Raw genomic sequence first — 24,321 nt, 5'->3', positions numbered from 1 at the left:
GTCGACGGACCGTCAGCCCCCGGCCCCGGCCGCCCCGGCCTCCGCCGCCCCGGCCACCCGCACCTCGAACGCACCGCCCGCCACCCGGGCCCGCAGCGCCTCGCCGGCCGCGGCCTGCCCGGGATCGGTCAGCACCGTGCCGTCCGCCCGCTGCAGCACCGCGTACCCGCGCTCCAGGGTGGCCAGCGGCGACAGCGCCACCACCCGGGCCAGCGCGTGCCCCAGGTCGGTCTGGGCGTGGTCCAGCCGGTGCCCCAGCACCCGCCGGGCCCGCTCCACCAGCGCGTCCACCTCCGCCCCGCGGGCCGCCACCGCCTCGGTCGGCGCCGCCAGCACCGGGCGGCTGCGCACCGCGGCCAGCCCCGCCGACTCCCGCTCCACCCGGTTCAGCACGTGCCGCCGCGCCCGGTCCCGCAACTGCCGCACCTTCGCCAGCTCCTCGCCCACGTCCGGCACCACCCGCTTCGCCGCGTCGGTCGGCGTGGAGGCCCGGAAGTCCGCGACGAAGTCCAGGAGCGGCCGGTCCGGCTCGTGCCCGATCGCGCTCACCACCGGCGTCCGGGCCGCCGCCACCGTCCGCACCAGCTCCTCGTCGGAGAACGGCAGCAGGTCCTCCACGCTGCCGCCGCCGCGGGCCACCACGATCACCTCGACCTCCGGCAGCGCGTCCAACTCCCGCACCGCCGCGCACACCTGGCCCACCGCCTGCGGCCCCTGCACCAGCACGTTGCGCACCTCGAAGCGCACCGCCGGCCAGCGCCGCCGGGCGTTCTCCAGCACGTCCCGCTCGGCCGCCGAACCCCGGCCGGTGACCAGGCCCACGCAGCCCGGCAGGAACGGCAGCGGCCGCTTCCGGGCGTCCTCGAACAGGCCCTCGGCGAACAGCCGCCGCTTCAACTGCTCCAGCCGGGCCAGCAGTTCGCCCAGGCCGACCAGCCGCAGCTCGGAGGCGCGCAGCGAGAGCGTGCCGCGCGCCGTGTACCACTCCGGCTTCGCCCGGACGATCACCCGGGCGCCCTCCTGCACGGCGTCCGCGACCTGCTCGAACACCTGCCGGAAGCAGGTCACCGTCAAGGAGACGTCCCGGTCCGGGTCGCGCAGGGTCAGGAACACCATGCCCGCCCCCGGCCGCCGGTTCAGCTGCGCGATCTGCCCCTCCACCCAGACCTCGCCCAGCCGGTCGACCCATCCGCCGATCAACGCCGAGACCTTGCCCACCGGCAGGGGCGCTTCAGGACTGCTCGTGTTGGCCATCCCCCGAGGCTAGCCCCCGGGCGGGACACATCAGGGGCGCGTCCCGCTCCCGCGCCCCCGGTTCCGCCCGCGCTGGGCGACGAGCACCACCAGCCCCACCACCAGCCACACCGCCCCCACCACCTGCGCGGTGTGCGCGGCCTCCACCAGCACCGCCACCAGCACCGCGACCCCCAGCACCGGCACCACCCCGTGCCGCAGCCAGTCCCGCGAGCCCCCGCGCACCACGTACCAGCCCACCACCGAGGCGTGCAGCAGCACGAACGCGGTCAGCGCGCCGACGTTCACCACCGAGGTCAGCTGGTCCAGCCCGTCGTCCCGGCGGGCCGCCCAGACCGCCGCCACCAGCGTGACGACGGCCGCGGTCAGCAGCGCCCGCCGGGGCACCGCCGTCCGCTCGTCCACCACGCCCAGCAGGCGCGGCAGCCGCCCCTCCCGCCCCATCGCGAACACCAGCCGCCCGGCCGCCGCCTGCCCGGCCAGCGCCGCGAACGCCGCCCCGACCGCCTTGGACACCGCGATCAGCACGTGCAGCCAGTGCCCGACCGCGGACTCCACGGTGTCGTAGAACGCCGAGCCCTGCGCCTCCGGGTCGGCCGCCAGCTGCTGCGGCGCCGTCGGCTCCAGCAGCGCCGCCAGGTAGGTCTGCGTCACGAACAGCAGCCCGGCCAGCGCCAGGCACCACAGCACCGCCCGGGCCACCGCCGCGGACGCGCCGACCGCCTCCTCGACGAAGGAGGCGATCGCGTCGAAGCCCAGGTAGGAGAGCACCGCCACCGACACCGCCGACAGCACCGCCGTCAACGAGAACCCGCCGACTCCCCCGAACGGGGACCCCCAGTCGCGCGCCGCCCCGTCCCGGGCCAGCACCACCACCGCCGCGACCACGAAGACCGCCAGCACGACGACCTCCATCGCCAGCACCGCGAACCCGACCACCGCCGCCGTCCGCACCCCGGTCAGGTTGAGCGCCGTGGTGACCAGCACCGCCAGCACCGTCCACACCCAGCGCGAGACGTCCGGCACCAGCGAGTTGAGCGCGATCCCGGAGAACAGGTACGCCACCGCCGGGATCAGCAGGTAGTCGAGCATCGCCATCCACCCGGCGACGAACCCCGGCCCCTCGCCCAACCCGGCCCGGGCGTACGCGAACACCGAGCCGGCCCGCGGCACCGCCCGCACCATCTCGGCGTACGACAGCGCGGTGAACCCCATCGCCACCGTCGCCACCAGGTACACCGCCGCCACCGCGCCGTGGCTCTTCGCGTCCAGCACGCCGAACACGCCGACCGGCGCCATCGGGGCGATGAACAGCAGCCCGTACACCATCAGATCCCGCACCCCGAGGGTGCGCCGCAGCCCAGCCGTGCTCGCCTGTGTGCTCACCCTGGCCATTCCACCCGGCCGCACCCGTCCGGCGGCGGCGGCGCGCGTCCGCCCCCCGCGGGACTCGCCCGTACGATGGAGCCATGTCCACCAGTGCTCAGCGCCGTGTCCTGCTCGCCGCCCCCCGTGGCTACTGCGCGGGTGTCGACCGCGCCGTGATCGCCGTGGAGAAGGCCCTGGAGCAGTACGGGGCGCCCATCTACGTCCGCAAGCAGATCGTCCACAACAAGTACGTCGTGCAGACCCTGGAGAAGCAGGGCGCGATCTTCGTCGACGAGACGGAGGAGGTGCCCGAGGGCTCGATCGTGGTCTTCTCGGCCCACGGCGTGGCCCCGTCCGTGCACGACGAGGCCGAGACCGGCCGGCTCGCCACCATCGACGCGACCTGCCCGCTGGTCACCAAGGTGCACAAGGAGGCCCGCCGCTTCGCCGACGAGGACTACGACATCCTGCTGATCGGCCACGAGGGCCACGAGGAGGTCGTCGGCACCATGGGCGAGGCCCCCGAGCGCATCCACCTGGTGGACGGCGCCGAGGACGTCGCCAACGTGCGGGTCCGCGACGAGTCCAAGCTGGTCTGGCTCTCCCAGACCACCCTCTCCGTGGACGAGACCATGGAGACCGTCGGCGCCCTCAAGCAGCGCTTCCCGCTGCTGGTCTCCCCGCCCAGCGACGACATCTGCTACGCCACCCAGAACCGCCAGGTCGCGGTCAAGCAGCTCGCCCCCGAGGCCGACCTGCTGATCGTGGTCGGCTCCAGGAACTCCTCCAACTCGGTCCGGCTGGTCGAGGTCGGCCTGGAGTACGGCGCCAAGGCCGCCCACCTGGTCGACTTCGCCGAGGAGATCGACCCGGCCTGGCTGGAGGGCGTCACCACGGTCGGCCTGACCAGCGGCGCCTCGGTGCCGGAGATCCTGGTCGACGGCGTGCTCCGGCTCCTCGCCGAGCACGGCTTCGAGGACGTCCAGGTGGTCAAGACCGCCGAGGAGCACCTCACCTTCTCGCTCCCCAAGGAGCTCCGCCGCGACCTGCGCGCCGAGGCCGCCGGCAAGCTCTGACCCCCCGTCACCCCGACCGCGGTCCGGCCCCCTCCCCGGAGGGCGCCGGACCGCGCGCGTCGCAAGGGCTGCGCAGGTTCCGCTCCGCCCGTACGTTTGGTACGAGGACCGGCGGGCAGCGGATGCTCACGGCCAGTGAGGGAGGCGACGGCAGTGACGACGTTCTTCGGCGTGGACATCGGCGGCTCGGGCATCAAGGGCGCGCCGGTCGACCTGGACAAGGGCGTGCTCGCCCAGGAGCGGCACAAGGTGCTCACCCCGCACCCGTCCGGCCCGGACGAGGTGATCGGCGCGGTCTGCGAGGTGGTCCGGCACTTCGACCACCGGGGGCCGGTCGGCCTGACCTTCCCCGGCGTGGTCGTCGACGGGCGCACCATGACCGCGGCCAACGTCGACAAGGGCTGGATCGGCCTGGACGCCGCCCACCGGTTCAGCGAGGCGCTCGGCCTGCCCGCCACCGTCGTCAACGACGCCGACGCGGCCGGGATCGCCGAGGTCACCCACGGCGCCGGACGCGGCCGCAAGGGCGTCGTCCTGCTGCTCACCTTCGGCACCGGCATCGGCAGCGCCCTGTTCTCCGACGGCGTGCTCGTCCCCAACACCGAACTCGGCCACCTCGAACTGCGCGGCAAGGACGCCGAACGGCGCGCCTCCTCCGCCGCCAAGGAGCGCCACGACCTCAGCTGGTCCGAGTGGGCCGGGCGGGTCGACGAGTACCTCGACCTGGTCGAGATGCTGTTCTCCCCGCAGCTGGTCGTCATCGGCGGCGGCGTCAGCCGCAAGCACGAGAAGTTCCTGCCGCTGCTCAAGGACCGCCGCGCCGAGGTCGTCCCGGCCGAACTGCGCAACGACGCGGGCATCGTCGGCGCGGCCATGGCGGCGAGCCTGCGGCCCACCGTGCCCGCGTCCGAACCCCCGGTCGGCTGACCGGGCCGGTCGGGCGGCCCGGCGGGCTCAGCGGACCCGGTGCCGCCGGCGCTGGGCCACGTGACGCGCGGTGACGATCGCGGCGGCCAGGGCGGTGCCGGCGAACAGCCAGCCCGCCCGCAGCGCCAGCCCGCCGGCCAGCGCCACCACCTCGCCGGTCACGCCCTGGGAGGGGCCCGGCTGCAACAGCACCAGCGCCGCCGCGAAGGCGATCGGCCCGCAGATCGGCGCCGCCGGCAGGTCCGAGTACCGCACCCGCACGGCCAGCTGGAAGCACACCACCAGATAGCCGAGCCCGAACAGCACCCCGAGCCCGCCGAACAGCAGCCGGTCCACCCCCGCCGACACCAGCGTCCCGGCCACCGCCGCGACCCCGGTGCCCACCGCGGTCAGCCGGGCCGGCCGCCCGCTCCCGCCGCGCCGCCGCCGGGCCGCCAGCAGCCGCTGCACCGCGCGCTGCACGACCGGCGGGCCGGTCCGGACGCCGGAGGCCGACCGCAGCCGCGAGTCGGGGGGGCCGCTCTGCCCCGGAACGGCGGCCTCGGCGGCGCCCCGACCGGGCGGTCGCCTTCTCGGCCCTGGCGGCTGGGTACGGGTGCTCTGCTCCACCCGACCAACGTACGGTCCGATCATCGACACCTTGTGTAATGGCTCCCCGGCAATTGTCCGTGTCCGGCCGGAGCGCGCCCCACCGCGCTGCCGGAGGCCCCGCGCGCGCCCCGTAGACTGGGGGATCGGCCCGTACGGGCCACCTCGACGCCCTCCAAGCCACGGGACACCACTCTCCATGTCGCTCACGATCGGAATCGTCGGCCTGCCGAACGTCGGCAAGTCGACCCTGTTCAACGCCCTGACCAAGAACGACGTGCTGGCGGCCAACTACCCGTTCGCCACCATCGAGCCGAACGTCGGCGTCGTCGGTGTCCCCGACCCGCGCCTGGAGAAGCTCGCCGAGATCTTCGGTTCGCAGCGCGTCCTCCCCGCCACCGTCGACTTCGTCGACATCGCCGGCATCGTCCGCGGCGCCAGCGAGGGCGAGGGCCTGGGCAACAAGTTCCTCGCCAACATCCGCGAGGCCAACGCGATCTGCCAGGTGGTCCGGGCCTTCACCGACCCCGACGTGGTCCACGTCGACGGCAAGGTCTCGCCCAAGGACGACATCGAGACCATCCACACCGAGCTGATCCTCGCCGACCTCCAGACCATCGAGAAGGCGCTGCCCCGGCTCCAGAAGGAAGCCCGCCTCAAGAAGGACACCGCCCCCGTCCTCGCCGCCGCCGAGGCCGCCCAGGCCGTCCTGGAGACCGGCAAGACCCTCTTCGAGGCCGGCTTCGACACCACCGCCGTCCGCGACCTGCACCTGATGACCTCGAAGCCCTTCCTCTACGTCTTCAACGTCGACGAGGACGCCCTCTCCGACGAGGACTTCAAGAACGCCCAGCGCGCCCTGGTCGCCCCCGCCGAGGCCATCTTCCTCAACGCCAAGATCGAGTCCGAGCTCATCGAACTCGACGACGCCGAGGCACTCGAACTCCTCCAGTCCATGGGCCAGGACGAGCCCGGCCTCGCCACCCTCGCCCGCGTCGGCTTCGCCACCCTCGGCCTGCAGACCTACCTCACCGCCGGCCCCAAGGAAACCCGGGCCTGGACCATCAAGCAGGGCGCCACCGCCCCCGAGGCCGCCGGTGTCATCCACACCGACTTCCAGAAGGGCTTCATCAAGGCCGAGGTCACCTCCTTCGACGACCTCGTCGCCGCCGGCTCCCTCCCCGAGGCCCGCGCCAAGGGCAAGGCCCGCATCGAGGGCAAGGACTACGTCATGCAGGACGGCGACGTGGTGGAGTTCCGCTTCAACGTCTGACGATTCAGCACTGCACGTCACTTGATTTGACGAGTGTGCAGGTCGGAGAGGGCCGGACTCCACGGAGTCCGGCCCTCTCCTCGTTTCTGTGCTGACCTGGTGCTGACTTGTGGGGGTCCGCACCGGTCGTCGAGCCCCGGGATCCCCACTTGAGTGGTACGTTGTTCGGTACCACTCGCCGAAGGGGGTACGGCCATGTCCATCACCGCGAGCGAGGCCCGAAGGGATCTCTTCCCGTTGATCAAGAAAGTCAACGAGGACCACGACGCCATCGAGATCGTCTCCAAGCACGGAAACGCCGTGCTCGTCTCCGCCGAGGATTACGCCTCGCTGCGCGAGGGCTCCTACCTCCTGCGTTCGCCGGCGAACGCACGTCGCCTGCTGAAGGCGTACGACAACGCGCTGAACGGCATCGGGCTCTCCGAGCGCACGCTCATCGACCCCGACTCGGCTGACGCCGAGCGGGGTGTCGAGTGAGGCTCGTCTTCGAAGCGCAGGGCTGGGAGGACTACACGTCCTGGCTCAAGAACGACCGCAAGACGCTCGCCCGGATCAACAAGCTCATTGAGGATGTCCTGCGCGATCCGTTCACCGGGATCGGCAAACCCGAGCCGCTGAAGTACCACCTGCCGGGGGCCTGGTCCCGGCGGATCGACGACGAGCACCGCCTCGTCTATCTGGTCACCGACCGTGAGGTCGTCATCCTGGCGGCCCGCTATCACTACTGATTGCAGTTCGGGTGCGCTCTTGTGCTGACTTATTGACCCGAAACGGTAAGGTTCCGGGCTCGTTGATCCTGGCGTGACGGACTTGGTTGGGGATGCGCGGCGGTTGTCGCCGGACGCGCAGGAGGCCTTGCGGATGCGGGCCGTGGCAGCCGTTCGGGCGGGACGGAACCGGCGTGAGGCGGCTGAACTCCTGGGTGTGAGCGCCGAGTCGGTTGCCGACTGGTGGGCGGCGTGGCAAGCCGGCGGCCGTGAGGCCCTAGTCTCCGGCCGACGCGGCCGACGGCCGGGCGAGCACCAGGTGCTGGACCCGGACGAGCAGCAGTGTGTCCGTCAGGCGTTGCTCGACCACCGGCCCGAAGACCTCGGCCTGGGCGGCCAGTTGTGGACGCGCGCCATGGTCGGTGACCTGATCGCCCTGCTCTACCGGGTGCGGCTGACCGAGCAGGGCGTGGGCAAGTACCTGCGGCGTTGGGGCCTGTCCTTCCAGCGACCGGACAAGCGGGCGATCGAACAGGGTCCGGAAGCGGTGCGCGCGCGGCGCGAGGAGACCTGGCCGGCCATCCGCGCGCGGTCCGCCGAGGTGCTGTCCGCCGACCAGGTCGGTGTCCGCTCGGACCAGGTCTCGGGGCGCACCTGGGCCGCGAAGGGCGGCACGCCGACCATCAGGCGGACGGGCAACCGCTTCTCGGTGAACGCCATGTCGGCGATCAGTACCCGCGGGAAGATGTGGTTCACGGCCTATCGCGGATCGTCCACCACCACGGTGTTCCTCGACTTCCTCCGCAGATTGGTCGGGCAGTTCGACCGGAAGACCCACCTGGTCGTCGACCGGCACTCGGTCCACCGCGGCAAGGCGGTCCGCGAGTGGCTGGCCGAGCACGAGGACCGGATCGTCCTGCACCTGCTGCCCGCCTACGCGCCGGAGACCGACCCGGACGAGCTCGTCAACGCGGACCTCAAGCGGACACTCCTGCCGGCTTGCCGGGCCCGAAACGCCGGAGGGCTCGCCGACGAGGTCCGCCGCTTCTTCCACCGACGCCAGAATCAGCCCCGCATCGTGCGGGGCTACTTCCGCGCCCCGCACGTCCGGTACATCCTCGACGCGCAGAAACCTTAGCGTTTCGGGTCGATAGATGGATCTGTTAAATGCGAAATTCGAACGGGGCTCGCCTTTCCGAGGCAAGTCCCGCTCCCCTTTCCGCGCTGACTTGAACCCCTGAAACCAGCGACCTCGCAGGTCGAAGCGGTGAAGCGGGCATTCCGCTTCGCCGCCTGACCGCTCCGTACGAAGGCCGCTCCCGTGAGGGGGAGCGGCCTTCGGTTCGCCGGCGGTGACTACCCGGAACACGCCGAGCACGCGCACCCGGTGGGTGCGGCTCTACCTGCGCCGTCGTAGCTGCTGGATGACGGGAACGACGCCCAGGCAGAGCAATGCGGAACCACCGAAGGCCGCACCGCCCTCCAGGAGGGCGTCCACGAGTGCGCTCCCGCCCAGGCGCTTGAGGAAGCCGACGCACACGGCGACCAACAGGGAGAACAGCAACATGACCAACAGCCACGGGATCCACGCGCTGTCGGTGGAGCTGGCGGTGTCGGTGGGCATGGACGGGTCGGTGGAAGGGGTCACAGCGGATCCTCCTCGTCAGTTCGAGTGCGAGTGGTCGGTGCATCGGGGCCGAGCTGGGGCGGGAAATTCATCAGCAGGTCGGCAAGGGCGGAGCGGGTGCCGCGTGCTGAGGTGGCGAATTCCCTGTACAGGCGGTCCAGTTCGTCGAGGTGGACCAGCGCCGAGACGATCGTGTGCTGTTCAGAGAGAGGCGGCAACGGAACCTCCAGTCGCCCGAGGGAGCCGGTTCTGATCGACGGGGCCGCAGTGGACGCCGCACGATCCCGCATCCAGCCGACTGATTTCTCCCGGGACAAGTAGTACAGCAGGTACTCCGGCAGCACCTCGGCCTGTTTCCGCAGCCGCAACCGGATGATGTTGGGACTCATCAGCCAGCCTTCCTGCGAGGCACGGACCAGGGACGGCGTCCCGATCGCACCGGAACGGACGCAGACGATGTCGTCCACCCGCAGACTGAAGCCCGCCAGCAGGTCGGCGGTCTTCGCGTCGACCAGTTCGTCCCTGCTGTTGGCGATGCGTCCGTCCTTCAGGTGGCGGGGGTACACGACGGGGACGCTGCCGTCCGTCGCTGCCCGCTGCGTCTTGCCGAGCCGGGAGTAGGAAGGTCCAGCCTTGATCTCGCACAGGTGATCCAGCGGAACGACTGGGACGGGACAGGAGGGTGCCGAAGGTGCCGCAGTGCTGAGGTGGGGAAAGCCGGCGGTGGCGTTCTGTGCGCGCAGTACCTGCCACTCCAGTTCTGCCATCTGCTGCCGAGCGGCGGAAAACGCGGCCACGGCCTCTCCTGTGACGCTCTCATGGTGGCGGATGTGGTCGAGAGGATGGAGGGAGTAGCCCTGAGCGCGTAGGGCGTCCCGGGAAACCCAGGCCCGAGATACGGGTTTCCCCTCAACCTCCCGGGCGGAAGAGGTGGTGCAGTGCCCGTTCGTTTCACCCCCGGCCCTCGCGCCACCGTACGCGTCGAGGACTGCCTCGACGTCCTGGTCGCTGAGGGTGCGCCGAGGACCGTTCTTCGTGCCCAGGTGCCGTCCGTCGAGGAAGAGTACGTGGTCGCACGGGTCATCCGGGTGCCGGAGGATCCAGATCGACACCGGCACGGGCGTGCCGGAAAACAGGTGCGGGGGCAGGGTGACGACGCCCTCGATCACTCCGCGCTCGATCAGGTTGCGACGGATCTCCAGTTCGGCCCGGTGCCCGGAATTGCCGGCCTTCGTGGGCATGATGATCCCGGCCCGCCCTCCCGCCCGAAGCATGGACAGGCAGTGCTGGACGTAGGCGAAGTTGTCGTTGTCGAGAGGTGGGGCGCCGTAGGCCCACTCTCCTCCTTGACGTTCTTCCCGTGCGGGATCGTTCATGTTGAAGGGCGGGTTGGTGAGCACGATGTCCGCGCTGCCAGGTGTTCCGCGCCGGGATCTCCCGTCCCAGGGGACGGTGCGGCGCAGTTCCAGTTCGGGGCGCACACCGTGTAGCGCGAGGTTCATGCTTGCGAGACGCCAGGTGTCAGCCCGGCGGGTCTCGCCTCTGATCTGAAGGGCAGTAGGAGACCCATGGGCGTCTTCAGCCGTGAGGGAGGCCGCTGCCTGCGCCAGGAGTTCGCCGCTCCGGGCGTAGGGGTCGTAGACCGACCACATTTCGCCGGGTTCGTGGCCGGAACATGCGAGACCGGCCATCAACTGCACCACTCCGCGAGGTGTGAAGAACTCCCGGCTTCCCAGCGCGGCGCGCTCCTCGTACTCACAGAGGATGAGCTCGAACACGTTGCCCCGCAAGCGTGCCACCCGCTCGATCACCTCGCGCAGGTCGCGCGCGGTCCGGGGTTCGAGACGGCTCAGCGCCTCCGTCATGTCAGAGGAGACACCGAAGCGCCGCAGGTTCTCGTCGGTCACCGCCCCGATGTGGTGGAGCAGTCGGGCCACGGCCTCCAACCCGGTGGCCTCCCTGGAGTCCTTCCTGAGAGCGGCCCACTGGGAGTCGTCGGAGCCGCGGAGGTACTGCAACGCGAACAGCAGGTTCAGGTAGTCGACGACGCCGGCGGCCCCCCGTACGCGGTCGACCAGGGAGCCCATCAACTCCTTGACGATCCTCTCATCGTCCGGCCCGGCTGCTGCTGTGCCGGGCGCCGGACCGGCTCCTGGGCGTTCGGCTCCGAGCCCGGTGGGCCCCTCACCGCCGGCCGTGTGGTTGCGCCGGACCCGGTCCCCGTACGTCGTACCAACCGGCTCTCCCCCGACCAGGCGGTTACTGGGCACGGTGCGTCCGTCCAGCCAGTCGAGGATGTCCGAAAGCCGGAAGTACTCCTGGCCTCCGGACCGGCGTGGTGAAGGGAAGTCCCGGTACTGCTTCCCCCAAGCGGTGACGGTGGGTCGACTCACACCTGCCAAGGCCGCGATCCGCGAGCGCCTGAGCAGTGAGTCGTCCGATAGCGAATTGAGCATCCGATCTCTCTTTCAAGTAGGTTGATGGAGCAGCTCTCTGAGAGGAGATGCTAGAAGTCCCTTAGGCTCATGAGCATGTGCGCACTCGGAGTGCGCAATGCCCTAACACTCTGGAAGCGCCGGGAAAGAGTGCGACAGGCTGCCGCCTGGCGACGGGAAATGGCTGCTTGTCAGTAGGAGATGCACGGGCCTGCCCCGAAGGGAGGGGCAGGTAGGCCGCAACGGGGTTCGCTGTCTCTCGGAGGTGCGGACGGCACGTCCGCACCTGTGAGGAACAGCGGTTGTCCCTGTCGGTTTCGAAGCGAAAACCTTTGGTGTCCGGCGTGATGGGACGGCGATCATGGCGGCCATGGAGACCCGCTTCCTCGCCATCGGCGAACTCACCGACACCCCGCCCGTCGCCGTCGTCATCGACGTGATGCGCGCCTTCACCACGGCGGCCTGGGCCTTCGCGCAGGGGGCCGAGCGGATCGTGCTCGCCGAATCGCTCGACGGGGCACTGGAGCTGAAGGCGCGCCACCCCGGGTGGATCGCCCTCAAGGACGGGCCGCCCGCGCCCGGCTTCGACGCCGTCAACTCGCCCGGCCGGATCCGCGGCACCGACCTCACCGGCCGCACCGTCGTGCAGAAGACCACCGCCGGGACGGTCGGCGCGCTGGCCGTGCGGGGCGCCGAGCTGGTGCTGTGCGCGAGCTTCGTGGTCGCCGGGGCCACCGCCCGCGCCCTGCACGGCCGTCCCGAAGTCACCTTCGTCGTCACCGGCGAGGACGGCCGCGCCGAGGAGGACCTCGCCTGCGCCCGGTACATCGCCCACCGCGCCACCGGCGCCACCCCCGACCCCGCCCCCTACCTCCGCCGCGCCGCCGAGTCCACCGCCGCGGCCGAACTCGCCCAGGACGTCCGGGAAGGCGTCCACCCGGACGACGTGCGGCTCTGCCTGGAGCCCGACCGCTTCCCCTTCGCGATGGCCGCCGCCCCGGAGCAGGGGCTCATGGTGCTGCGCCCGTACGGGGAGGGGAGCCGGTAGTCAGAGGTTGGCCACGAGCTGGTCGAGGTCGAGGTCGATCTCGAACGGCACCGGGCGCCGGAGGGTGCCCCGGAAGATGCCGGCCGGGGCGTAGCTCCCGGTCGCTCCGTCGAGTTCGTAGACGTGGGCGACGGGACGGCCGTCCTCGTCCTCGATGCGCCAGTAGTGCGGGATCCCGGCCTCCGCGTACGTGCGGAGCTTGACGGTGCGGTCGCGGTGGGCGGATTCGGGAGAGACCACTTCGACCGCCAGTACGACGTCTTCGGGCGCGAGCCAGGTGCGGTCGGGGTCGACCGGGGCGTCGGTCACCAGCAGGTCGGGTTCGGGCCGGTTGCGGGAGTCGAGCCTGACGGACATCTCCCGGCCCGCCTTGAACCCCGGCGGGCACTGCCGCATGAGCGCGACGGTGAGCATGGTGACGAGGTGGCCGTGCCACCACCGCTGCGGGGACGTCGTGAAGACGAGCGCCCCGTCGATCAGTTCCGTGTGGCGCGGGGCCTCCGGCAGACGGTCGAGATCCTCCGCGAACCAGCCTTCCGCGCGCGGCGGGCGCATCCAGCCGGGCAGTGGGGCCATGTCCCCAGGGTAGCTGGTAGACACTGTCTACTCGGCGCTGGTAGACAGTGTCCATGAGCAGCGACGAGCAGAACCCCCTGCGGGAGCGACTGGTGGACGTCGGGGTCGAACTGGTGCTGGCGGAGGGGTCGGGGGCGGTCGGGTTGCGGGAGATCGCGCGGCGGGCCGGGGTGTCGCACGGCGCGCCGCGGCGGTACTTCCCGACGCACCGGGCGTTGCTGTCGGCGGTGGCGCGGCGGGGGTTCGAGGAGCTGGCGGGGCGGTTCGCGGGGGTGCGGGCGGGGGACGCGCGGGCGCGGGTGGCCGGGATGGCGCGGGTGTACCTGGCGTACGCCGCCGAGCGGCGCGGGATGTTCGAGCTGATGTTCCGGCACGACCTGCTGGACGGGGAGGGGCGGCCCCCGTTGCGGGAGGCGACGGTGCCGCTGTTCGGGGAGCTGGCGCGGCTGGTGGGGGAGTGCACGGGGGAGGCGGAGCGGGCGCCGGTGGTGACGGCCGCGCTGTGGGCGAACCTGCACGGGCTGGCGCAGTTGCAGGGCTGGGGGAGCACCGGGCTGATGCTGGGGGAGGGCCGCGAGGAGGAGCTGCTGGAGGCGGTGCTGGCCGCGCACCTCGGCGGTGCGGCGTGAGCCGCCTCGCGCTGCCGGTGAGCGCCGGCGCGGCCATGCTGGTGGCCCTGGACGGCACGGTGCTGCTGATGGCGCAGCCCGGCATGCGGCGCGAACTCGGCTGCACAACAGCGCAGTTGCAGTGGACGAGCACCGGCTACCTGGTCGCCGTCGCCGCCCTGCTGGTGCTCGCGGGCCGACTCGGCGACCGGTACGGCCACCGCCGGACGCTGCTGGCGGGCGTGCTCGGCTTCGGCGCGTCCTCGGCCGGGATCGCGCTCGCGCCGACCGTCGGCTGGGTGGTCGGACTGCGGGTGGCGCAGGGCGTGTTCGGCGCGCTGCTGCAACCCGGGACGCTCGCGCTGCTGCGGCTGTCCTCCCCGCCGGAGCGGCTCGGCCGGGCGGTCGCCGTCCGGACCGGGGCGATCGCGGTGGCGGCGGGCGCGGGCCCGCTGCTCGGCGGGGTGCTGGTGGACGCGTTCGGCTGGCGCGCGGTGTTCTGGATCAACGTCCCGGTGGCCGCCCTGATCGCCGCCATGGCCTTCGCCCTGCGCCCCGAGCGGGAGCCCTCTGAGCGGGAGCCCTCCGGGCCGGAGCCCTCCGGGCGGGTGCCTTCCGGCGGTCAGCGGTTCGACGGAGTGCCTTCCGACGATCGGCGGCTCGACCTGGCGGGCGCCGCCCTGCTCGCGGCCGCCCTGGCCGTGCTGGTGCACGCGCTCTCCCGCGTCCCGGAGCGCGGCTGGGGCGGGACGGCCGCCGAACTGGCGGGCGCGGCGGCCCTGTCGGCGGTGCTGGTGGCGCACGAGCGGCGGGCCGCGAGCCCGGTGGTGCCGCGTCCGGTGGTCCGGTCGCGGCCGGTGGCGGCGTCCCTCGTCCTGCTGCTGACCGCCTCGGCGGGGCTGTTCGGCACCCTGTTCAGCACCACCTTCCGGCTCCAGGACGCCCTGGGCGTGGGCCCGTTGGACACCGCGCTGCGGATGCTGCCGCTGACCGCGCTGATGGTGCTGGGCGCCCCGGCGGCCGAGCGGGCGCTGCGCGCGCAGGGGCCCCGGCGGACGGCGCTGGTGGGGGTGGCGCTGCTGGTGGCGGGCATCGCGGGGCTGGCCGGCCCGGGCGGCGGGGGCGGGTCGGCCCCGGCCACGGGGGTGGCGTCGGCGCTGCTGGGCGCGGGGTTCGCGGCGGTGATGGTGACGGCCACCGGCACCGTGGTCGGCGACGCCCCGGCGGGGTACGCGGGCGCGGTCGGCGGGCTGAAGCAGACCGCGATGAACATCGGTCCGACCCTGGGCGTCGCGACCGCCGCCGGTGCCGGGACGCACGGCTCCCTGCCGCTCCTGGCCGCCCTCGCCGCCGTCGGCCTGCTGCCCGCCGCCGCCCTGCCCGCCGCCCTGCCCGGCGCCCGACGCGCACCGCGCCGCGGAGCCGCTGTCGGCGGGGCGTGACACGCTGGGCCGGTGACGGAACGACGGACGGCGCAGGCCGTGGGCACGCTCGGCTCGGTGGTGCTGGACTGCGCCGACCCCGAGCAGTTGGCGGCCTTCTACCAGCAGGTGACGGGCTGGCCGGTGACGTACCGCAGCGAGAGCTACGTGTTCATCGGCGAGGGCCCGGTGCGGATCGGCTTCCAGCGGATCGGCGGGTACCGGCCGCCGCACTGGCCGGAGGACGGCTCCCGGGCCCATCTCGACTTCACTGTGCTGGAGTTGGGCCCGGCGGTGGCGGCCCTGCTGGCGGCGGGCGCGACCAGGCCCGGGCACCAGGCCGGCGGCGAGCACTGGGTGACGCTGCTCGACCCGGCCGGGCACCCGTTCTGCCTCGCCGTCCCCGACTGACCGGCGGCCGTCCGACCGCGCACCCGCCCGACCGCCCACCAGGGAGAAGAGACCGGATGGACTTCGTCGAGTCGACCGTCGAGGCGGACGGCGAACGCCTGGCCTGCACCGTGGTCGAGCCGGACGCACCGGCCGGGCTGGCCGGGCCGGACGGGCCGGACGGGCCCGCTCCGGTCACGGCGCTGCTGATGCACGGCGCGGGCAGCGGTGACCGGCACCGCTGCCTGCCGCTGGCCCGGGAGTTGGCGTCCGCCGGGTGCCGGGCCGTGGTGTTCGACTTCGCCGGGCACGGCGCGAGCACCGGTGTCCTCGGGGAGCTCTCGCTGGCCCGCCGGGCCCGCCAGGCCCGCGCGGTGCTGGACCGGCACGCCCCGGACGGGCCGCTGCTGCTGGTCGGGTTCTCGATGAGCGGCCAGACCGTCGCCGACCTGCTGCGGATGCCCGAACTCGCCGCCCGCACCACGGCGATCGCCCTCGGCGCGCCCGCCGCCTACGCCCGCGAGATCCACGAACTCCGGTTCGCCGCTCCGGAGTTCACCAACACCCTGCGTACCGAGGGGAGTTGGCGCAGCAGCCGGGCCTTCGACGCCCTCGCGGCGTTCGGCGGCCGGGCGGTGCTGGTGCTGCCGGAGACGGACGGGGTGATCCCCGCCGAGGTGACCGAGGCGCTGGACGCCACGCTGCGCACCCGCCCGGCGTCGCCCCCGTACGCCCGGCTCACCCTGCCGGGCGCGGACCACCTGCTCGGCCGCTGGCTGGGCGAGCACCCGCAGGAGTGCGCCCGGGTGGCCGCGGCGCTGCTGGGCGGCGCGGTCGGGGCCGGCACTCCCGTCGTTCCGGTCGACCCCACCCGCCCCGCGCCGGTCGTTCCGGTCGGCCCCGACCGTTCCGTCGTCGCGGTCGGCCCCGGCCACCCGGCACCGGCCGCGCCGGGAGGCCCGGCCCGGTCCGGGCGTTAGCCGCTCAGGGCAGTTCGACCACCAGCCGGCCGTCCGCCGCGCCGGTGACGCGGACGCCGGACAGGTCGTCCACGTGGTGGTCGGGCCGGTGGGCGGCGGCGCGCGGGCCGATGCCGAGCACCGGCATGCCGGCGGCCCGGGCGGCGGCGATGCCCGCCTCGGAGTCCTCCAGCACCAGGCACTCGGCGGGGGCGACGCCCAGTTCGGCGGCGGCCTTGAGGAAGCCCTCCGGGTCGGGCTTGCTGGCGCCGACGTGCTCGGCGGTGATCATCCGCGGCGGCAGCGGGACGCCGGCGGCGGCCATCCGGACCCGGGCGAGCCGGTCGTCGGCGGAGGTCACCAGGGCGTGCGGCAGCCCGGCCAGCGAGGCTACCAGCCGTGCCGCGCCCGGGACTTCGACCACGCCGTCGGTGTCGGAGCTCTCCTCGTCCAGCATCACCGCGTTCTCGGCGAGGTTCTGCTCGACCGGCCGGTCGGGCAGCAGCAGGCCCATGGTCAGGTGGCCCTGCCGCCCGTGCGCGACCCGCATCACCTCGTCGCCGTCCAGGCCGTTGCGCTCGGCCCAGCGGCGCCAGCAGCGTTCGACCACGGCGTCGGAGTTGACCAGGGTGCCGTCCATGTCGAGCAGGACGGCCCGGACCGGCGGGGTGAGGACGGGCATCGGGGCTCCTCGGGAGACCTCGTACGAATGTTTGTTCCTCAATCGTACAAAACCGGCCGGGGGCGGCCGCTCACCCCACCAGGTGCGCGTTGACCGCCCGGGCCTCCGCGCCGAGCTCCGGCAGCTCCACCACCTCGACGCCCGCGCCGGTCAGCAGCGCGGTGCCCCGGCACGCCTCGACGAACAGCGCGGGCTCCCGCCAGGCCACCACCACCCGCGGCACCCCGGCCGCGACGATCAGCTCCGCGCACGGGTGCGGCCGGGAGGCGCGCTGCCCGCAGGGCTCCAGGGTCGAGTAGACGGTGGCGGTGCGCAGCCGCGGGTCGCCGGCGGGCAGCTTGCCGAGCGCGGCCTCCTCGGCGTGGTTCACGGCGTCCACCTCGCGGCTGTAGCCCTCCGCCAGCACCTCGCCGTCCGCGCCGACCACCACCGCGCCGACCGAGAAGGCCGTCCCGGACGGCGGGCAGCGCCGGGACAGTTCGACGGCGCGGCGCATCCACCGCAGGTCGCGCTCGCGGCCGTCCGCGCGGTCGGGTTCGGGCGTGCGGTCACTGGTGGTCATCGGGAGACTCCTTCGGGGCGTACCGCAGCAGGACGACGTCCCCCACCGTACGTGCCCCCAGCAGCCGCATCCGGCGGGTCGGGCCGCCGGGGTAGGCGGCGGGGGAGAGGAAGCGGGGGGCGTCGGCCTGGCCGACCAGCAGCGGGGCGACGGCCAGGTGCAGTTCGTCGGCCAGGCCCTCGGCGAGGAACCGGGTGTGCACGCTGCCGCCGCCCTCGACCATCAGCCGGCGCACCCCGCGCGCGCCCAGGTCGTCCAGCACCGCGCCCAGCGGCACCGTCCCGCCCAGGCCGACCACCTCGGTGCCGGGCGCCCCGGCCAGCGCGGCGCGCAGCGCGGGCGCGGCGGCGTCGGTGGTGTAGGCGAGCTTGGCACCGCCGGTGTGCCAGAACTTCAGGCCGGGGGCGAGCGCGCCGCTCGCGCTCAGGGTGACCTTGAGCGGGTACGCGGGCCGCCCGGCGGACACCCGGGCGGCGCGCCGCTCCGGCGAGTTGACCAGCAGCCGCGGGTCGTCGGCGCGCAGCGTCCCGCCGCCGACCAGGATCGCGTCGCTGTCGGCGCGCAGCGCGTCGACCCGGTCGAAGTCCTCGGCGTTGGAGAGCAGCAGCCGGTCGGGCGAGGCGTCGTCGAGGTGGCCGTCGATCGACACCGCGGCGCTCAGCAGGACGTGGGGGCGGGGCACGGGCGGGGCTCCAGGGTCGGCGGGCGGACGGAGTCCCACCGTACGCCGCGCCCCGCCGGACCCCGCGCCCCGCGCCCCGCCGGACCCCGCGCCCCCGCACCGGGGGCTGCGGCGGTCGTTCAGGACGGCCGGGGCGGCACCGGCAGCGGCAGGGCGGGCAGCCCGTTGATGCTGACGCCGACGTACTCCTTGCCCTCGCAGTACTCGCTGAACCGGTCGTCGCCCTTGCGCTCGAAGAACTCGGCGAGCAGCGTCCGGTCGGAGCGGTAGTCCATGAACGGGACGGCGAACCCGCAGGAGTCGCTGACCCGCTCGGCCCGCACCAGGATGATCGCGCGCAGCGCGGCGCCGTCCGCGGCGGGGTCGAAGCGGCCGAGCAGTTCGGCGAACCGCGGGTCGTCGCGGAACACCGGCTCGCCGTGCCCGTGCACCCGCACCACGGTGGGCGGGCCCTCGAAGGCGCACCACATCAGCGCGATCCGCCCGTTCTCCCGCAGGTGGGCGATGGTCTCGGCGTGCGAACCGCCGAAGTCCAGGTAGGCGACGGTGAGTTCGTCGAGCACGGCGAGGGTGCCGGCCCGGCCCTTGGGGGACAGGTTGAGGAAGCCGTCGTCGGCCAGCGGGGCGGTCGCGACGAAGTAGACGGGCTGTTTCTCGATGAACGCGCGCAGCCTGGCATCGATGCGCTCATAAGTCTTTCCCATGCCGACGATTCTGCTCCCGGCAGGGCGCGCCGGGCCAGGCGACGACGCGGGTGTCTCACGATGCGAAACAAGATTGTCCGAACAGTGGAACGCTTTCCTATCCTGGAGGGGTCGCCTTCGAGGGAGAGGGAACCCGCCATGTCCGGCTACACCCACGGCCACCACGCCGCCGTCCTGCGCTCGCACCGCAGCCGCACCGCCGCCAACTCCGCCGCCTACCTGCTGCCCGAACTGCGCCCCGGGCAGCGGCTGCTGGACGTCGGCTGCGGCCCGGGCACGATCACCGCCGACCTGGCCGAGCTGGTCGGCCCGGACGGCCGGGTGGTCGGCATCGAGCCGGTCCCCGAGGTGCTGGCCGAGGCTGCCGCGCTGGCCGCCCGGCGCGGACTGGCCCACCTGTCGTACGAGGTCGCCGACGTGTACCGGCTGCCGTACGCCGACGCCTCGTTCGACGTGGTGCACGCCCACCAGGTGCTGCAGCACCTGGCCGACCCGGTCGCCGCGCTGCGCGAGATGCGCCGGGTCACCGCCCCCGGCGGGGTGATCGCGGTCCGCGACTCGGACTACGCCGCGATGACCTGGTATCCCGAACTGCCGGAGCTGGACGAGTGGTTGAGCCTCTACCGCGCGGTCGCCCGGGTCAGCGGCGGCGAACCCGACGCCGGCCGCCGGCTGCTGGCCTGGGCGCGCGCGGCCGGCCTGACCGACGACTCCGGCGACAACCCGCGCTGCTCGTCCAGCAGCTGGACCTTCGCCACCGGGGCCGAGCGGGCCTGGTGGTCGGGGCTCTGGGCCGAGCGCACGGTGCACTCGAAGACCGCCGCCACCGCGGTGGCCGAGGGCCTGGCCACCCCCGCCGACCTGGAGCGGATCGCCGCCGGCTGGGCCCGCTGGGGCGCCGACCCGGACGCCTGGTTCGCCGTACTGCACGGCGAACTCCTGTATCGCGTAAGCTAGTTGGGCACGCCCCCCGCGTTAACGAGACGTTGACCGGATGCGTACCGCCCGGTAGCAATCACCGTCCAGCCTGGAGGCCGGACGGGCGGTCCGACCCGCCCCCCACCGGGTCGGACCGCTACCGTGTGGGCATGGACCGCGAGCAGCGCACCGGCGTCGCCCACCGGGTGATGCGCCAGGACGACAACGGCAACCGCTTCCTGCTCGCCCGCGGCCTCGACCGGGCCGAAGCCGAGGCGCTGGCCGCCGAGTTCGAGGCCCGGGGCCACAAGCAGCTGTACTGGGTCGAACCCGAGGACCCGCCGGAGCCCACCGCCTGACCCCGCCGACCGCCCCGCCCGCGTACCGTGGCACCCGGCGGCCGTCCCGGCCCGCAGCGCGCCCGCGGCGCGTGGCACGCGGCAGGGAAGCGGCAGGGGCACGGCAGAGGCGCGGCAAGGAGCACGAGGAGGCCCGGTGGGCACCGAGATCGAGCGCAAGTTCCTCGTCCCGGACGGCGGGCACGTCCCCGACGGGCCGGAGTCCGAGATCCGGCAGGGGTACCTGGTGATCGGCCCCGAAGGCGCCGAGGCGCGGGTGCGCCGGCAGGACGAGGAGTACTCGCTGACGGTCAAGCGCGGCGCCGGACTGGCCCGCGGCGAGTGGGAGACCCCGCTGAGCGCCGAGCAGTTCGCCGCCCTGTGGCCCGCCACCGAACCGGCCCGGATCGCCAAGACCCGCCGGTCCGTCCCGCTCGGCCCGCACCTCGCCGCGGTCGACACCTACCACGGCCGGCTGGCCGGACTGCGCACCGTCGAGGTCGAGTTCGCCGACCCGGAGGCCGCCGCCGCGTTCACCCCGCCGCCCTGGTTCGGCCCCGAGGTCACCGACCGCCCCGACCTCAAGAACCAGCGGCTGGCCACCGCCTCCGCCCCACCCCGCCCCTGACATAGGGTCGGACCCCGGGGACCGGCGGAGCCGGTACCGGCAGGCGAGGGCACGAAGCACGAAGGCGCGAGGACGGCGATGGCGATCCTGATCGACACGGTGGCGTGGGTCCGGCTGGAGGGCGGCAGGATCCTCTGCGCCCGCCCGCGCGGCAAGGACGTCTTCTACATCCCCGGCGGCAAGCGCGAGGGCGCCGAGACGGACCTGCAGACCCTGGTCCGCGAGGTCGCCGAGGAACTCACCGTCGCCATCCGCCCCGAGACCGTCACCCACGTCGGCACCTACCACGCCGAGGCCCACGGCCAGGGCCCCGGCGCCACCGTCCGGATGGCCTGCTACGCCGCCGACTACACCGGCACCCTCGCCGCCAGCAGCGAGATCGAGGAGGTCGACTGGTTCGGCTACGCCGACCGCGACCGCGTCCCCCCGGTCGACCAGGTCCTCTTCGACGACCTGCACCGCGACGGCCGCCTGCACTGAGCCCGCCCGCGCCGAGCCCGCCCGCGTCGAACCGGCCCGCACGGGAAGCGCCCGGCCGCACCCCGGGTGTCCGTTCTGTACGCCAATCGGACAGACGACCCGTATGCCGGGATAGCGGGGCGATTCCCTGGGTATGGCAGAGTTCGGCAGCATTCGTCACGATCCGTGCGCCCGTGGTGGCGCGGTGTGGCAGCGGCCCGCGCCCCGGCGACCAGCCGGGGGCGTCCCAGTGGCGGCGGGAGGCACCGTAGGTGGCGAAGCCGGGTGACGGCGGGGGAGAGCGCGAGGCGTCCGGCCTGCCCGCGCACGGGGCGCGGCGGCCCGGCGGCGCGGCGCTGCCCGCCCGCACCGCGGCCGGCCGGGCCGCCGCCCGGGCCCGGCTGCGCCGGGGCCGTCCCGGTCCGGGCGAGCGGCCCGCCGCCCTGCCCGGCAGCGCCCCGACGGCCGGCGCCGCGCCCCGGCCGCCCACCGAGCCGCCCGCGCCCGGCGGCGGGGCCGCCCCGGCCCGCGGCCGCCCCGCCCGGGCCTTCCCGGGCACGCCCGAGTCGCACCCGGGGGCCCGCTCCGACACCGGCCCGACCACCCTGCACCCCAGCCGCCGCACCGAGGGCGGCAGCCTGCTGGACGTGGTGCGGGTGGCCATCGTCATCCTCGACACCTCGGGCCGGGTGGTGCTGTGGAGCCCGGCCGCCGAGGAGATGCTCGGCTGGCCCAGCGAGGTGCTGGTCGGCCGCGCCGTCGACGAGCTGATCCCCGACCCGGCCCAGGTGCAGCGGACCCGCTCCGCCCTCCAGGAGACGCTGCGGCGCGGCTCCTGGAACGGCTTCACCGAGATCGCCGACCGGGACGGCCTGCCGGTCGAGGTGGAGGCCCGGCTGTCGCTGCTGGTCGACGGCGACGGCGCCCCGTACGTGCAGGCCGCGCTCACCGAGGCCGCCGCGCTGCGCGCCGTCGAGCGGGACCTCGCGGTCCGCGACGCGCTGTTCGAGCAGTCGCCGCTGGGCATCGCGGTGCTCGACACCGAGCTGCGCTACACCGCCGTCAACCGCACCCTGGCGGAGATGAACGGCCTGCCCGCCGAGGAGCACATCGGCCGCACCACCGGAGAGACGCTGCCCGAGCGCTCCGCCGACGAGATCACCGCCGTCCAGCGCCAGGTACTGGCCACCGGCGAGCCCGTCATCGACGTCACGCTGGCCTCCCCGTCCACCGCCCGCTCCGGCTACCGGTCGATCTCCTACAGCCGGATGACCGACCGCTCCGGCCGCGTGCTGGGCATCTCCGGCACCGTGATGGACGTGACCGAGCGCTACCGGGCGGTGGCCAAGGTCGAGGGCGCCCGGCGGCGGCTGTCGCTGCTCAACGAGTTCGGCTCCCGGGTCGGCGACCTGCTGGACGCCTCGATGATCGCCCAGGAGCTGGCCGGGGCGGTGGTCCCCCGGCTCGCCGACTACGCCGGGGTGATCCTGCTGCAGGCCGTCGCGCACGGGGACGACCTGCCCCGGCACGGGCACGACCGGCGCACCTCGCTGCTCCAGCTCGGCGTCGCCGCGGTCCAGCACAGCCCGGCGGTGGAGACCATGCTGCGGCACGGCGCCCGGATCACCTACGAGGAGGACTCGGTCTACGGCCGGGTGCTGCGCAGCGGCGTCCCCGAGATGCTCTCCGGCGGCAACGGGCCCGAGGAGCTGTCCTTCCCCGGCGACCCCAAGGTCGAGGCCGCCCGCGAGCTGGGCGTGCACTCCCGGCTGGTGGTCCCGCTGCGGGCCCGCGGCATCGTCATCGGCCTGCTGGTGGTCAGCCGGGCCGGCTACCGCGAGGGCTTCGACCGCGACGACCTGGCCTTCACCGTCGAACTGGCCGACCGGGCCGGCAGCTCGCTGGACAACGCCCGGCTGTACGCCCGCGAGCGCACCGCCGCGCTCACCCTGCAGCGCACCCTGCTGCCCCAGCAGGTCCCGCAGCCGCCCGGCGTCGAGGTCGCCTACCGGTACGTGCCCGGCTCCAGCGGCACCGAGGTCGGCGGCGACTGGTTCGACGTCATCCCGCTGCCCGGCGAACGCACCGCGCTGGTGGTCGGCGACGTGATGGGCCACGGCCTGCGGGCCGCCGCCACGATGGGGCGGCTGCGCACCGCCGTGCGGGTGCTGGCCGCCCTCGACCTGGCCCCCGAGGTGGTCCTGCGGCACGTCCACGAGCTCGCCGACGACCTCGCCCAGGGCCCCGACGAGGCCCTGCTCGCCACCTGCGTCTACGCGGTCTTCGACCCCGCCCGGCGCAGCCTGACCGTCACCAAGGCCGGCCACATCCCGCCGGTCCTGGTGGTGCCCGGCGCCGACGCCGAGCCGGCCCGCTCCGGCGGCCCGCTGCCCGGCGGCGCCGGACGGGTGCTCGACCTGCCCTCCGGCGCGCCGCTCGGCGTCGGCGGGGTGCCGTTCGAGTCCATCGAGATGCGGATCCCGGACGGCAGCCTGCTCGCCCTGTGCACCGACGGGCTGGTGGAGTCCCGGGACAAGGACCTGGACGTGGGACTGGGGAGGTTGATCAGCGTGCTCGAACAGCCGTATGCCTCGATCCAGCAGGCGTGCGAGGCCGTCCTCGGCACCATGGAACAGGGCCGCGAGCCCGACGACGTGGCGCTGCTGCTGGCCCGGCTCGGCCAGGGCCGGGCCGACGCGCCCACCGCCGGCTGGACACTGCCCGCCGAACCGACCGCGGTCTCCCGGGCCCGCCGGCTGGTCCGCGGCACCCTGGCGGACTGGGGCACCGAGGAGCTCACCGACACCGCCGAACTCCTGGTCAGCGAACTCGTCACCAACGCCGTCCGCTACGCCAGCGCCCCGATCGGCGTCCGGCTCACCCTCGGCGACCTGCTCCTGGTCGAGATCTCCGACCCGCTGCCCGACCCGCCCCGGGAACGCCACGCCGGGGCCGGCGACGAGGGCGGACGCGGCCTCGAACTGGTCCGCCGGCTCGCGCTGCGCTGGGGCACCAGGGCCGAGGGGCTGGGCAAGGTGGTCTGGTTCGAACTCTCCCCCGGGGCGGACGGGGCCGCCCCGGAGGAGTGACG

Annotated in this window: 26 protein-coding genes; 16 read left to right on the top strand and 10 right to left on the bottom strand. The window is 73.9% G+C overall.

What is annotated here, in order from left to right; translation table 11 throughout:
- Positions 1–12: 12 nt before the first annotated feature.
- Positions 13–1,254 (bottom strand): exodeoxyribonuclease VII large subunit, encoded by a 1,242-nt coding sequence (gene xseA, locus ACIP60_RS10385; protein WP_400682136.1) that lies wholly within the window; start codon positions 1,252–1,254, stop codon positions 13–15.
- A gap of 30 nt (positions 1,255–1,284) precedes the next feature.
- Complete coding sequence (locus tag ACIP60_RS10380; RefSeq protein ID WP_400682134.1) at positions 1,285–2,649, bottom strand: APC family permease; 1,365 nt, start codon at positions 2,647–2,649, stop codon at positions 1,285–1,287.
- A gap of 74 nt (positions 2,650–2,723) precedes the next feature.
- Here ACIP60_RS10380 and ACIP60_RS10375 point away from each other — a divergent pair, with 74 nt between their 5' ends.
- Together ACIP60_RS10375 and ppgK are read left to right on the top strand one after the other, a co-directional pair.
- A complete protein-coding gene (locus tag ACIP60_RS10375; RefSeq protein ID WP_400682133.1) occupies positions 2,724–3,698 on the top strand; it encodes a 4-hydroxy-3-methylbut-2-enyl diphosphate reductase in 975 nt (324 codons plus the stop codon).
- A gap of 153 nt (positions 3,699–3,851) precedes the next feature.
- A complete protein-coding gene (gene ppgK / locus ACIP60_RS10370; protein ID WP_400682131.1) occupies positions 3,852–4,625 on the top strand; it encodes a polyphosphate--glucose phosphotransferase in 774 nt (257 codons plus the stop codon).
- A 27-nt stretch (positions 4,626–4,652) separates the two neighbouring features.
- Here the strand turns inward: ppgK and ACIP60_RS10365 are convergent, their stop codons facing one another.
- The gene (locus tag ACIP60_RS10365) at positions 4,653–5,234 is read right to left on the bottom strand and encodes a DUF6542 domain-containing protein (protein ID WP_400682130.1); all 582 of its coding nucleotides are present in this window, start codon (positions 5,232–5,234) and stop codon (positions 4,653–4,655) included.
- A gap of 178 nt (positions 5,235–5,412) precedes the next feature.
- Between ACIP60_RS10365 and ychF the strand changes: the two genes are divergently transcribed.
- The 4 genes from ychF to ACIP60_RS10345 all read left to right on the top strand — a co-directional run bounded on the left by ychF (position 5,413) and on the right by ACIP60_RS10345 (position 8,331).
- Positions 5,413–6,486 (top strand): redox-regulated ATPase YchF, encoded by a 1,074-nt coding sequence (gene ychF / locus ACIP60_RS10360; RefSeq protein WP_100836529.1) that lies wholly within the window; start codon positions 5,413–5,415, stop codon positions 6,484–6,486.
- A 195-nt stretch (positions 6,487–6,681) separates the two neighbouring features.
- Positions 6,682–6,963, top strand: coding sequence for a type II toxin-antitoxin system Phd/YefM family antitoxin (locus ACIP60_RS10355; RefSeq protein ID WP_400682129.1), 282 nt, complete (start codon positions 6,682–6,684; stop codon positions 6,961–6,963).
- On the top strand, positions 6,960–7,214 hold the full coding sequence (locus ACIP60_RS10350; RefSeq protein ID WP_400682128.1) for a Txe/YoeB family addiction module toxin: 255 nt from the start codon (positions 6,960–6,962) through the stop codon (positions 7,212–7,214). The genes ACIP60_RS10355 and ACIP60_RS10350 overlap by 4 nt, the downstream gene beginning before the upstream one ends.
- A gap of 73 nt (positions 7,215–7,287) precedes the next feature.
- Complete coding sequence (locus tag ACIP60_RS10345) at positions 7,288–8,331, top strand: IS630 family transposase (RefSeq protein WP_400682126.1); 1,044 nt, start codon at positions 7,288–7,290, stop codon at positions 8,329–8,331.
- Positions 8,332–8,592: 261 nt separating this feature from the next.
- On the opposite strand, the gene ACIP60_RS10340 is transcribed toward ACIP60_RS10345, so the two are convergent.
- Positions 8,593–8,841, bottom strand: a complete 249-nt coding sequence (locus ACIP60_RS10340; RefSeq protein ID WP_400682125.1) for a hypothetical protein — start codon at positions 8,839–8,841, stop codon at positions 8,593–8,595.
- Positions 8,838–11,276: an N-6 DNA methylase gene (locus ACIP60_RS10335; RefSeq protein WP_400682123.1), complete on the bottom strand. Its 2,439-nt coding sequence runs from the start codon at positions 11,274–11,276 to the stop codon at positions 8,838–8,840. The genes ACIP60_RS10340 and ACIP60_RS10335 overlap by 4 nt, the downstream gene beginning before the upstream one ends.
- Positions 11,277–11,625: 349 nt before the next feature.
- Here ACIP60_RS10335 and ACIP60_RS10330 point away from each other — a divergent pair, with 349 nt between their 5' ends.
- Positions 11,626–12,303: a 2-phosphosulfolactate phosphatase gene (locus ACIP60_RS10330; RefSeq protein ID WP_400682121.1), complete on the top strand. Its 678-nt coding sequence runs from the start codon at positions 11,626–11,628 to the stop codon at positions 12,301–12,303.
- Here the strand turns inward: ACIP60_RS10330 and ACIP60_RS10325 are convergent, their stop codons facing one another.
- Complete coding sequence (locus tag ACIP60_RS10325) at positions 12,304–12,879, bottom strand: Uma2 family endonuclease (protein ID WP_400682119.1); 576 nt, start codon at positions 12,877–12,879, stop codon at positions 12,304–12,306.
- Positions 12,880–12,932: 53 nt separating this feature from the next.
- Between ACIP60_RS10325 and ACIP60_RS10320 the strand changes: the two genes are divergently transcribed.
- The 4 genes from ACIP60_RS10320 to ACIP60_RS10305 are packed head-to-tail and all read left to right on the top strand — an operon-like array spanning position 12,933 to position 16,278.
- Positions 12,933–13,508: a TetR/AcrR family transcriptional regulator gene (locus tag ACIP60_RS10320; protein WP_400682118.1), complete on the top strand. Its 576-nt coding sequence runs from the start codon at positions 12,933–12,935 to the stop codon at positions 13,506–13,508.
- Complete coding sequence (locus tag ACIP60_RS10315) at positions 13,505–14,929, top strand: MFS transporter (protein ID WP_400682116.1); 1,425 nt, start codon at positions 13,505–13,507, stop codon at positions 14,927–14,929. The genes ACIP60_RS10320 and ACIP60_RS10315 overlap by 4 nt, the downstream gene beginning before the upstream one ends.
- A 12-nt stretch (positions 14,930–14,941) precedes the next feature.
- Entirely contained in the window at positions 14,942–15,319 is a 378-nt protein-coding gene (locus ACIP60_RS10310) for a VOC family protein (protein ID WP_400682115.1), read from the top strand.
- Positions 15,320–15,375: 56 nt separating this feature from the next.
- Complete coding sequence (locus ACIP60_RS10305; protein WP_400682114.1) at positions 15,376–16,278, top strand: alpha/beta fold hydrolase; 903 nt, start codon at positions 15,376–15,378, stop codon at positions 16,276–16,278.
- 4 nt (positions 16,279–16,282) lie between these two features.
- Here ACIP60_RS10305 and ACIP60_RS10300 read toward each other — a convergent pair whose 3' ends face one another.
- From ACIP60_RS10300 to ACIP60_RS10285, 4 genes are all read right to left on the bottom strand, one after another.
- Positions 16,283–16,939, bottom strand: coding sequence for an HAD-IA family hydrolase (locus ACIP60_RS10300; protein WP_100836523.1), 657 nt, complete (start codon positions 16,937–16,939; stop codon positions 16,283–16,285).
- A 70-nt stretch (positions 16,940–17,009) separates the two neighbouring features.
- Positions 17,010–17,501: a deaminase gene (locus tag ACIP60_RS10295; RefSeq protein ID WP_400682113.1), complete on the bottom strand. Its 492-nt coding sequence runs from the start codon at positions 17,499–17,501 to the stop codon at positions 17,010–17,012.
- Positions 17,488–18,183, bottom strand: coding sequence for a RibD family protein (locus ACIP60_RS10290; protein WP_400682112.1), 696 nt, complete (start codon positions 18,181–18,183; stop codon positions 17,488–17,490). The genes ACIP60_RS10295 and ACIP60_RS10290 overlap by 14 nt, the downstream gene beginning before the upstream one ends.
- A 119-nt stretch (positions 18,184–18,302) precedes the next feature.
- A complete protein-coding gene (locus tag ACIP60_RS10285) occupies positions 18,303–18,887 on the bottom strand; it encodes a pyridoxamine 5'-phosphate oxidase family protein (RefSeq protein ID WP_400682111.1) in 585 nt (194 codons plus the stop codon).
- Positions 18,888–19,025: 138 nt separating this feature from the next.
- Here ACIP60_RS10285 and ACIP60_RS10280 point away from each other — a divergent pair, with 138 nt between their 5' ends.
- The 5 genes from ACIP60_RS10280 (at position 19,026) to ACIP60_RS10260 (ending at position 24,319) form a co-directional block, all read left to right on the top strand.
- Entirely contained in the window at positions 19,026–19,844 is an 819-nt protein-coding gene (locus tag ACIP60_RS10280) for a methyltransferase domain-containing protein (protein WP_400682110.1), read from the top strand.
- A gap of 131 nt (positions 19,845–19,975) precedes the next feature.
- Complete coding sequence (locus tag ACIP60_RS10275) at positions 19,976–20,164, top strand: SPOR domain-containing protein (protein WP_400682109.1); 189 nt, start codon at positions 19,976–19,978, stop codon at positions 20,162–20,164.
- Positions 20,165–20,300: 136 nt separating this feature from the next.
- A complete protein-coding gene (locus ACIP60_RS10270) occupies positions 20,301–20,771 on the top strand; it encodes a CYTH domain-containing protein (protein WP_400682108.1) in 471 nt (156 codons plus the stop codon).
- 78 nt (positions 20,772–20,849) lie between these two features.
- Positions 20,850–21,251, top strand: coding sequence for an NUDIX domain-containing protein (locus tag ACIP60_RS10265; protein WP_400682107.1), 402 nt, complete (start codon positions 20,850–20,852; stop codon positions 21,249–21,251).
- 251 nt (positions 21,252–21,502) lie between these two features.
- Positions 21,503–24,319, top strand: coding sequence for a SpoIIE family protein phosphatase (locus ACIP60_RS10260; RefSeq protein WP_400682106.1), 2,817 nt, complete (start codon positions 21,503–21,505; stop codon positions 24,317–24,319).
- The last annotated feature ends 2 nt before the right edge of the window (positions 24,320–24,321 follow it).

It is taken from the genome of Kitasatospora sp. NPDC088783, assembly GCF_044750705.1.
Taxonomy (GTDB): domain Bacteria; phylum Actinomycetota; class Actinomycetes; order Streptomycetales; family Streptomycetaceae; genus Kitasatospora; species Kitasatospora fiedleri.
Note: the sequence above shows the minus strand (reverse complement) of the source record. Positions and strands in the feature narration are given on the sequence as shown.

Excerpts from the sequence above, each read along its gene's own strand:
- xseA (WP_400682136.1), bottom strand. The coding sequence starts at position 1,254 with ATGGCCAACACGAGCAGTCCTGAAGCGCCCCTGCCGGTGGGCAAGGTC.
- ACIP60_RS10380 (WP_400682134.1), bottom strand. The coding sequence starts at position 2,649 with ATGGCCAGGGTGAGCACACAGGCGAGCACGGCTGGGCTGCGGCGCACC.
- ACIP60_RS10375 (WP_400682133.1), top strand. The coding sequence starts at position 2,724 with ATGTCCACCAGTGCTCAGCGCCGTGTCCTGCTCGCCGCCCCCCGTGGC.
- ychF (WP_100836529.1), top strand. The coding sequence starts at position 5,413 with ATGTCGCTCACGATCGGAATCGTCGGCCTGCCGAACGTCGGCAAGTCG.
- ACIP60_RS10355 (WP_400682129.1), top strand. The coding sequence starts at position 6,682 with ATGTCCATCACCGCGAGCGAGGCCCGAAGGGATCTCTTCCCGTTGATC.
- ACIP60_RS10335 (WP_400682123.1), bottom strand. The coding sequence starts at position 11,276 with ATGCTCAATTCGCTATCGGACGACTCACTGCTCAGGCGCTCGCGGATC.
- ACIP60_RS10330 (WP_400682121.1), top strand. The coding sequence starts at position 11,626 with ATGGAGACCCGCTTCCTCGCCATCGGCGAACTCACCGACACCCCGCCC.
- ACIP60_RS10325 (WP_400682119.1), bottom strand. The coding sequence starts at position 12,879 with ATGGCCCCACTGCCCGGCTGGATGCGCCCGCCGCGCGCGGAAGGCTGG.
- ACIP60_RS10320 (WP_400682118.1), top strand. The coding sequence starts at position 12,933 with ATGAGCAGCGACGAGCAGAACCCCCTGCGGGAGCGACTGGTGGACGTC.
- ACIP60_RS10305 (WP_400682114.1), top strand. The coding sequence starts at position 15,376 with ATGGACTTCGTCGAGTCGACCGTCGAGGCGGACGGCGAACGCCTGGCC.
- ACIP60_RS10300 (WP_100836523.1), bottom strand. The coding sequence starts at position 16,939 with ATGCCCGTCCTCACCCCGCCGGTCCGGGCCGTCCTGCTCGACATGGAC.
- ACIP60_RS10295 (WP_400682113.1), bottom strand. The coding sequence starts at position 17,501 with ATGACCACCAGTGACCGCACGCCCGAACCCGACCGCGCGGACGGCCGC.
- ACIP60_RS10285 (WP_400682111.1), bottom strand. The coding sequence starts at position 18,887 with ATGGGAAAGACTTATGAGCGCATCGATGCCAGGCTGCGCGCGTTCATC.
- ACIP60_RS10280 (WP_400682110.1), top strand. The coding sequence starts at position 19,026 with ATGTCCGGCTACACCCACGGCCACCACGCCGCCGTCCTGCGCTCGCAC.
- ACIP60_RS10275 (WP_400682109.1), top strand. The coding sequence starts at position 19,976 with ATGGACCGCGAGCAGCGCACCGGCGTCGCCCACCGGGTGATGCGCCAG.
- ACIP60_RS10265 (WP_400682107.1), top strand. The coding sequence starts at position 20,850 with ATGGCGATCCTGATCGACACGGTGGCGTGGGTCCGGCTGGAGGGCGGC.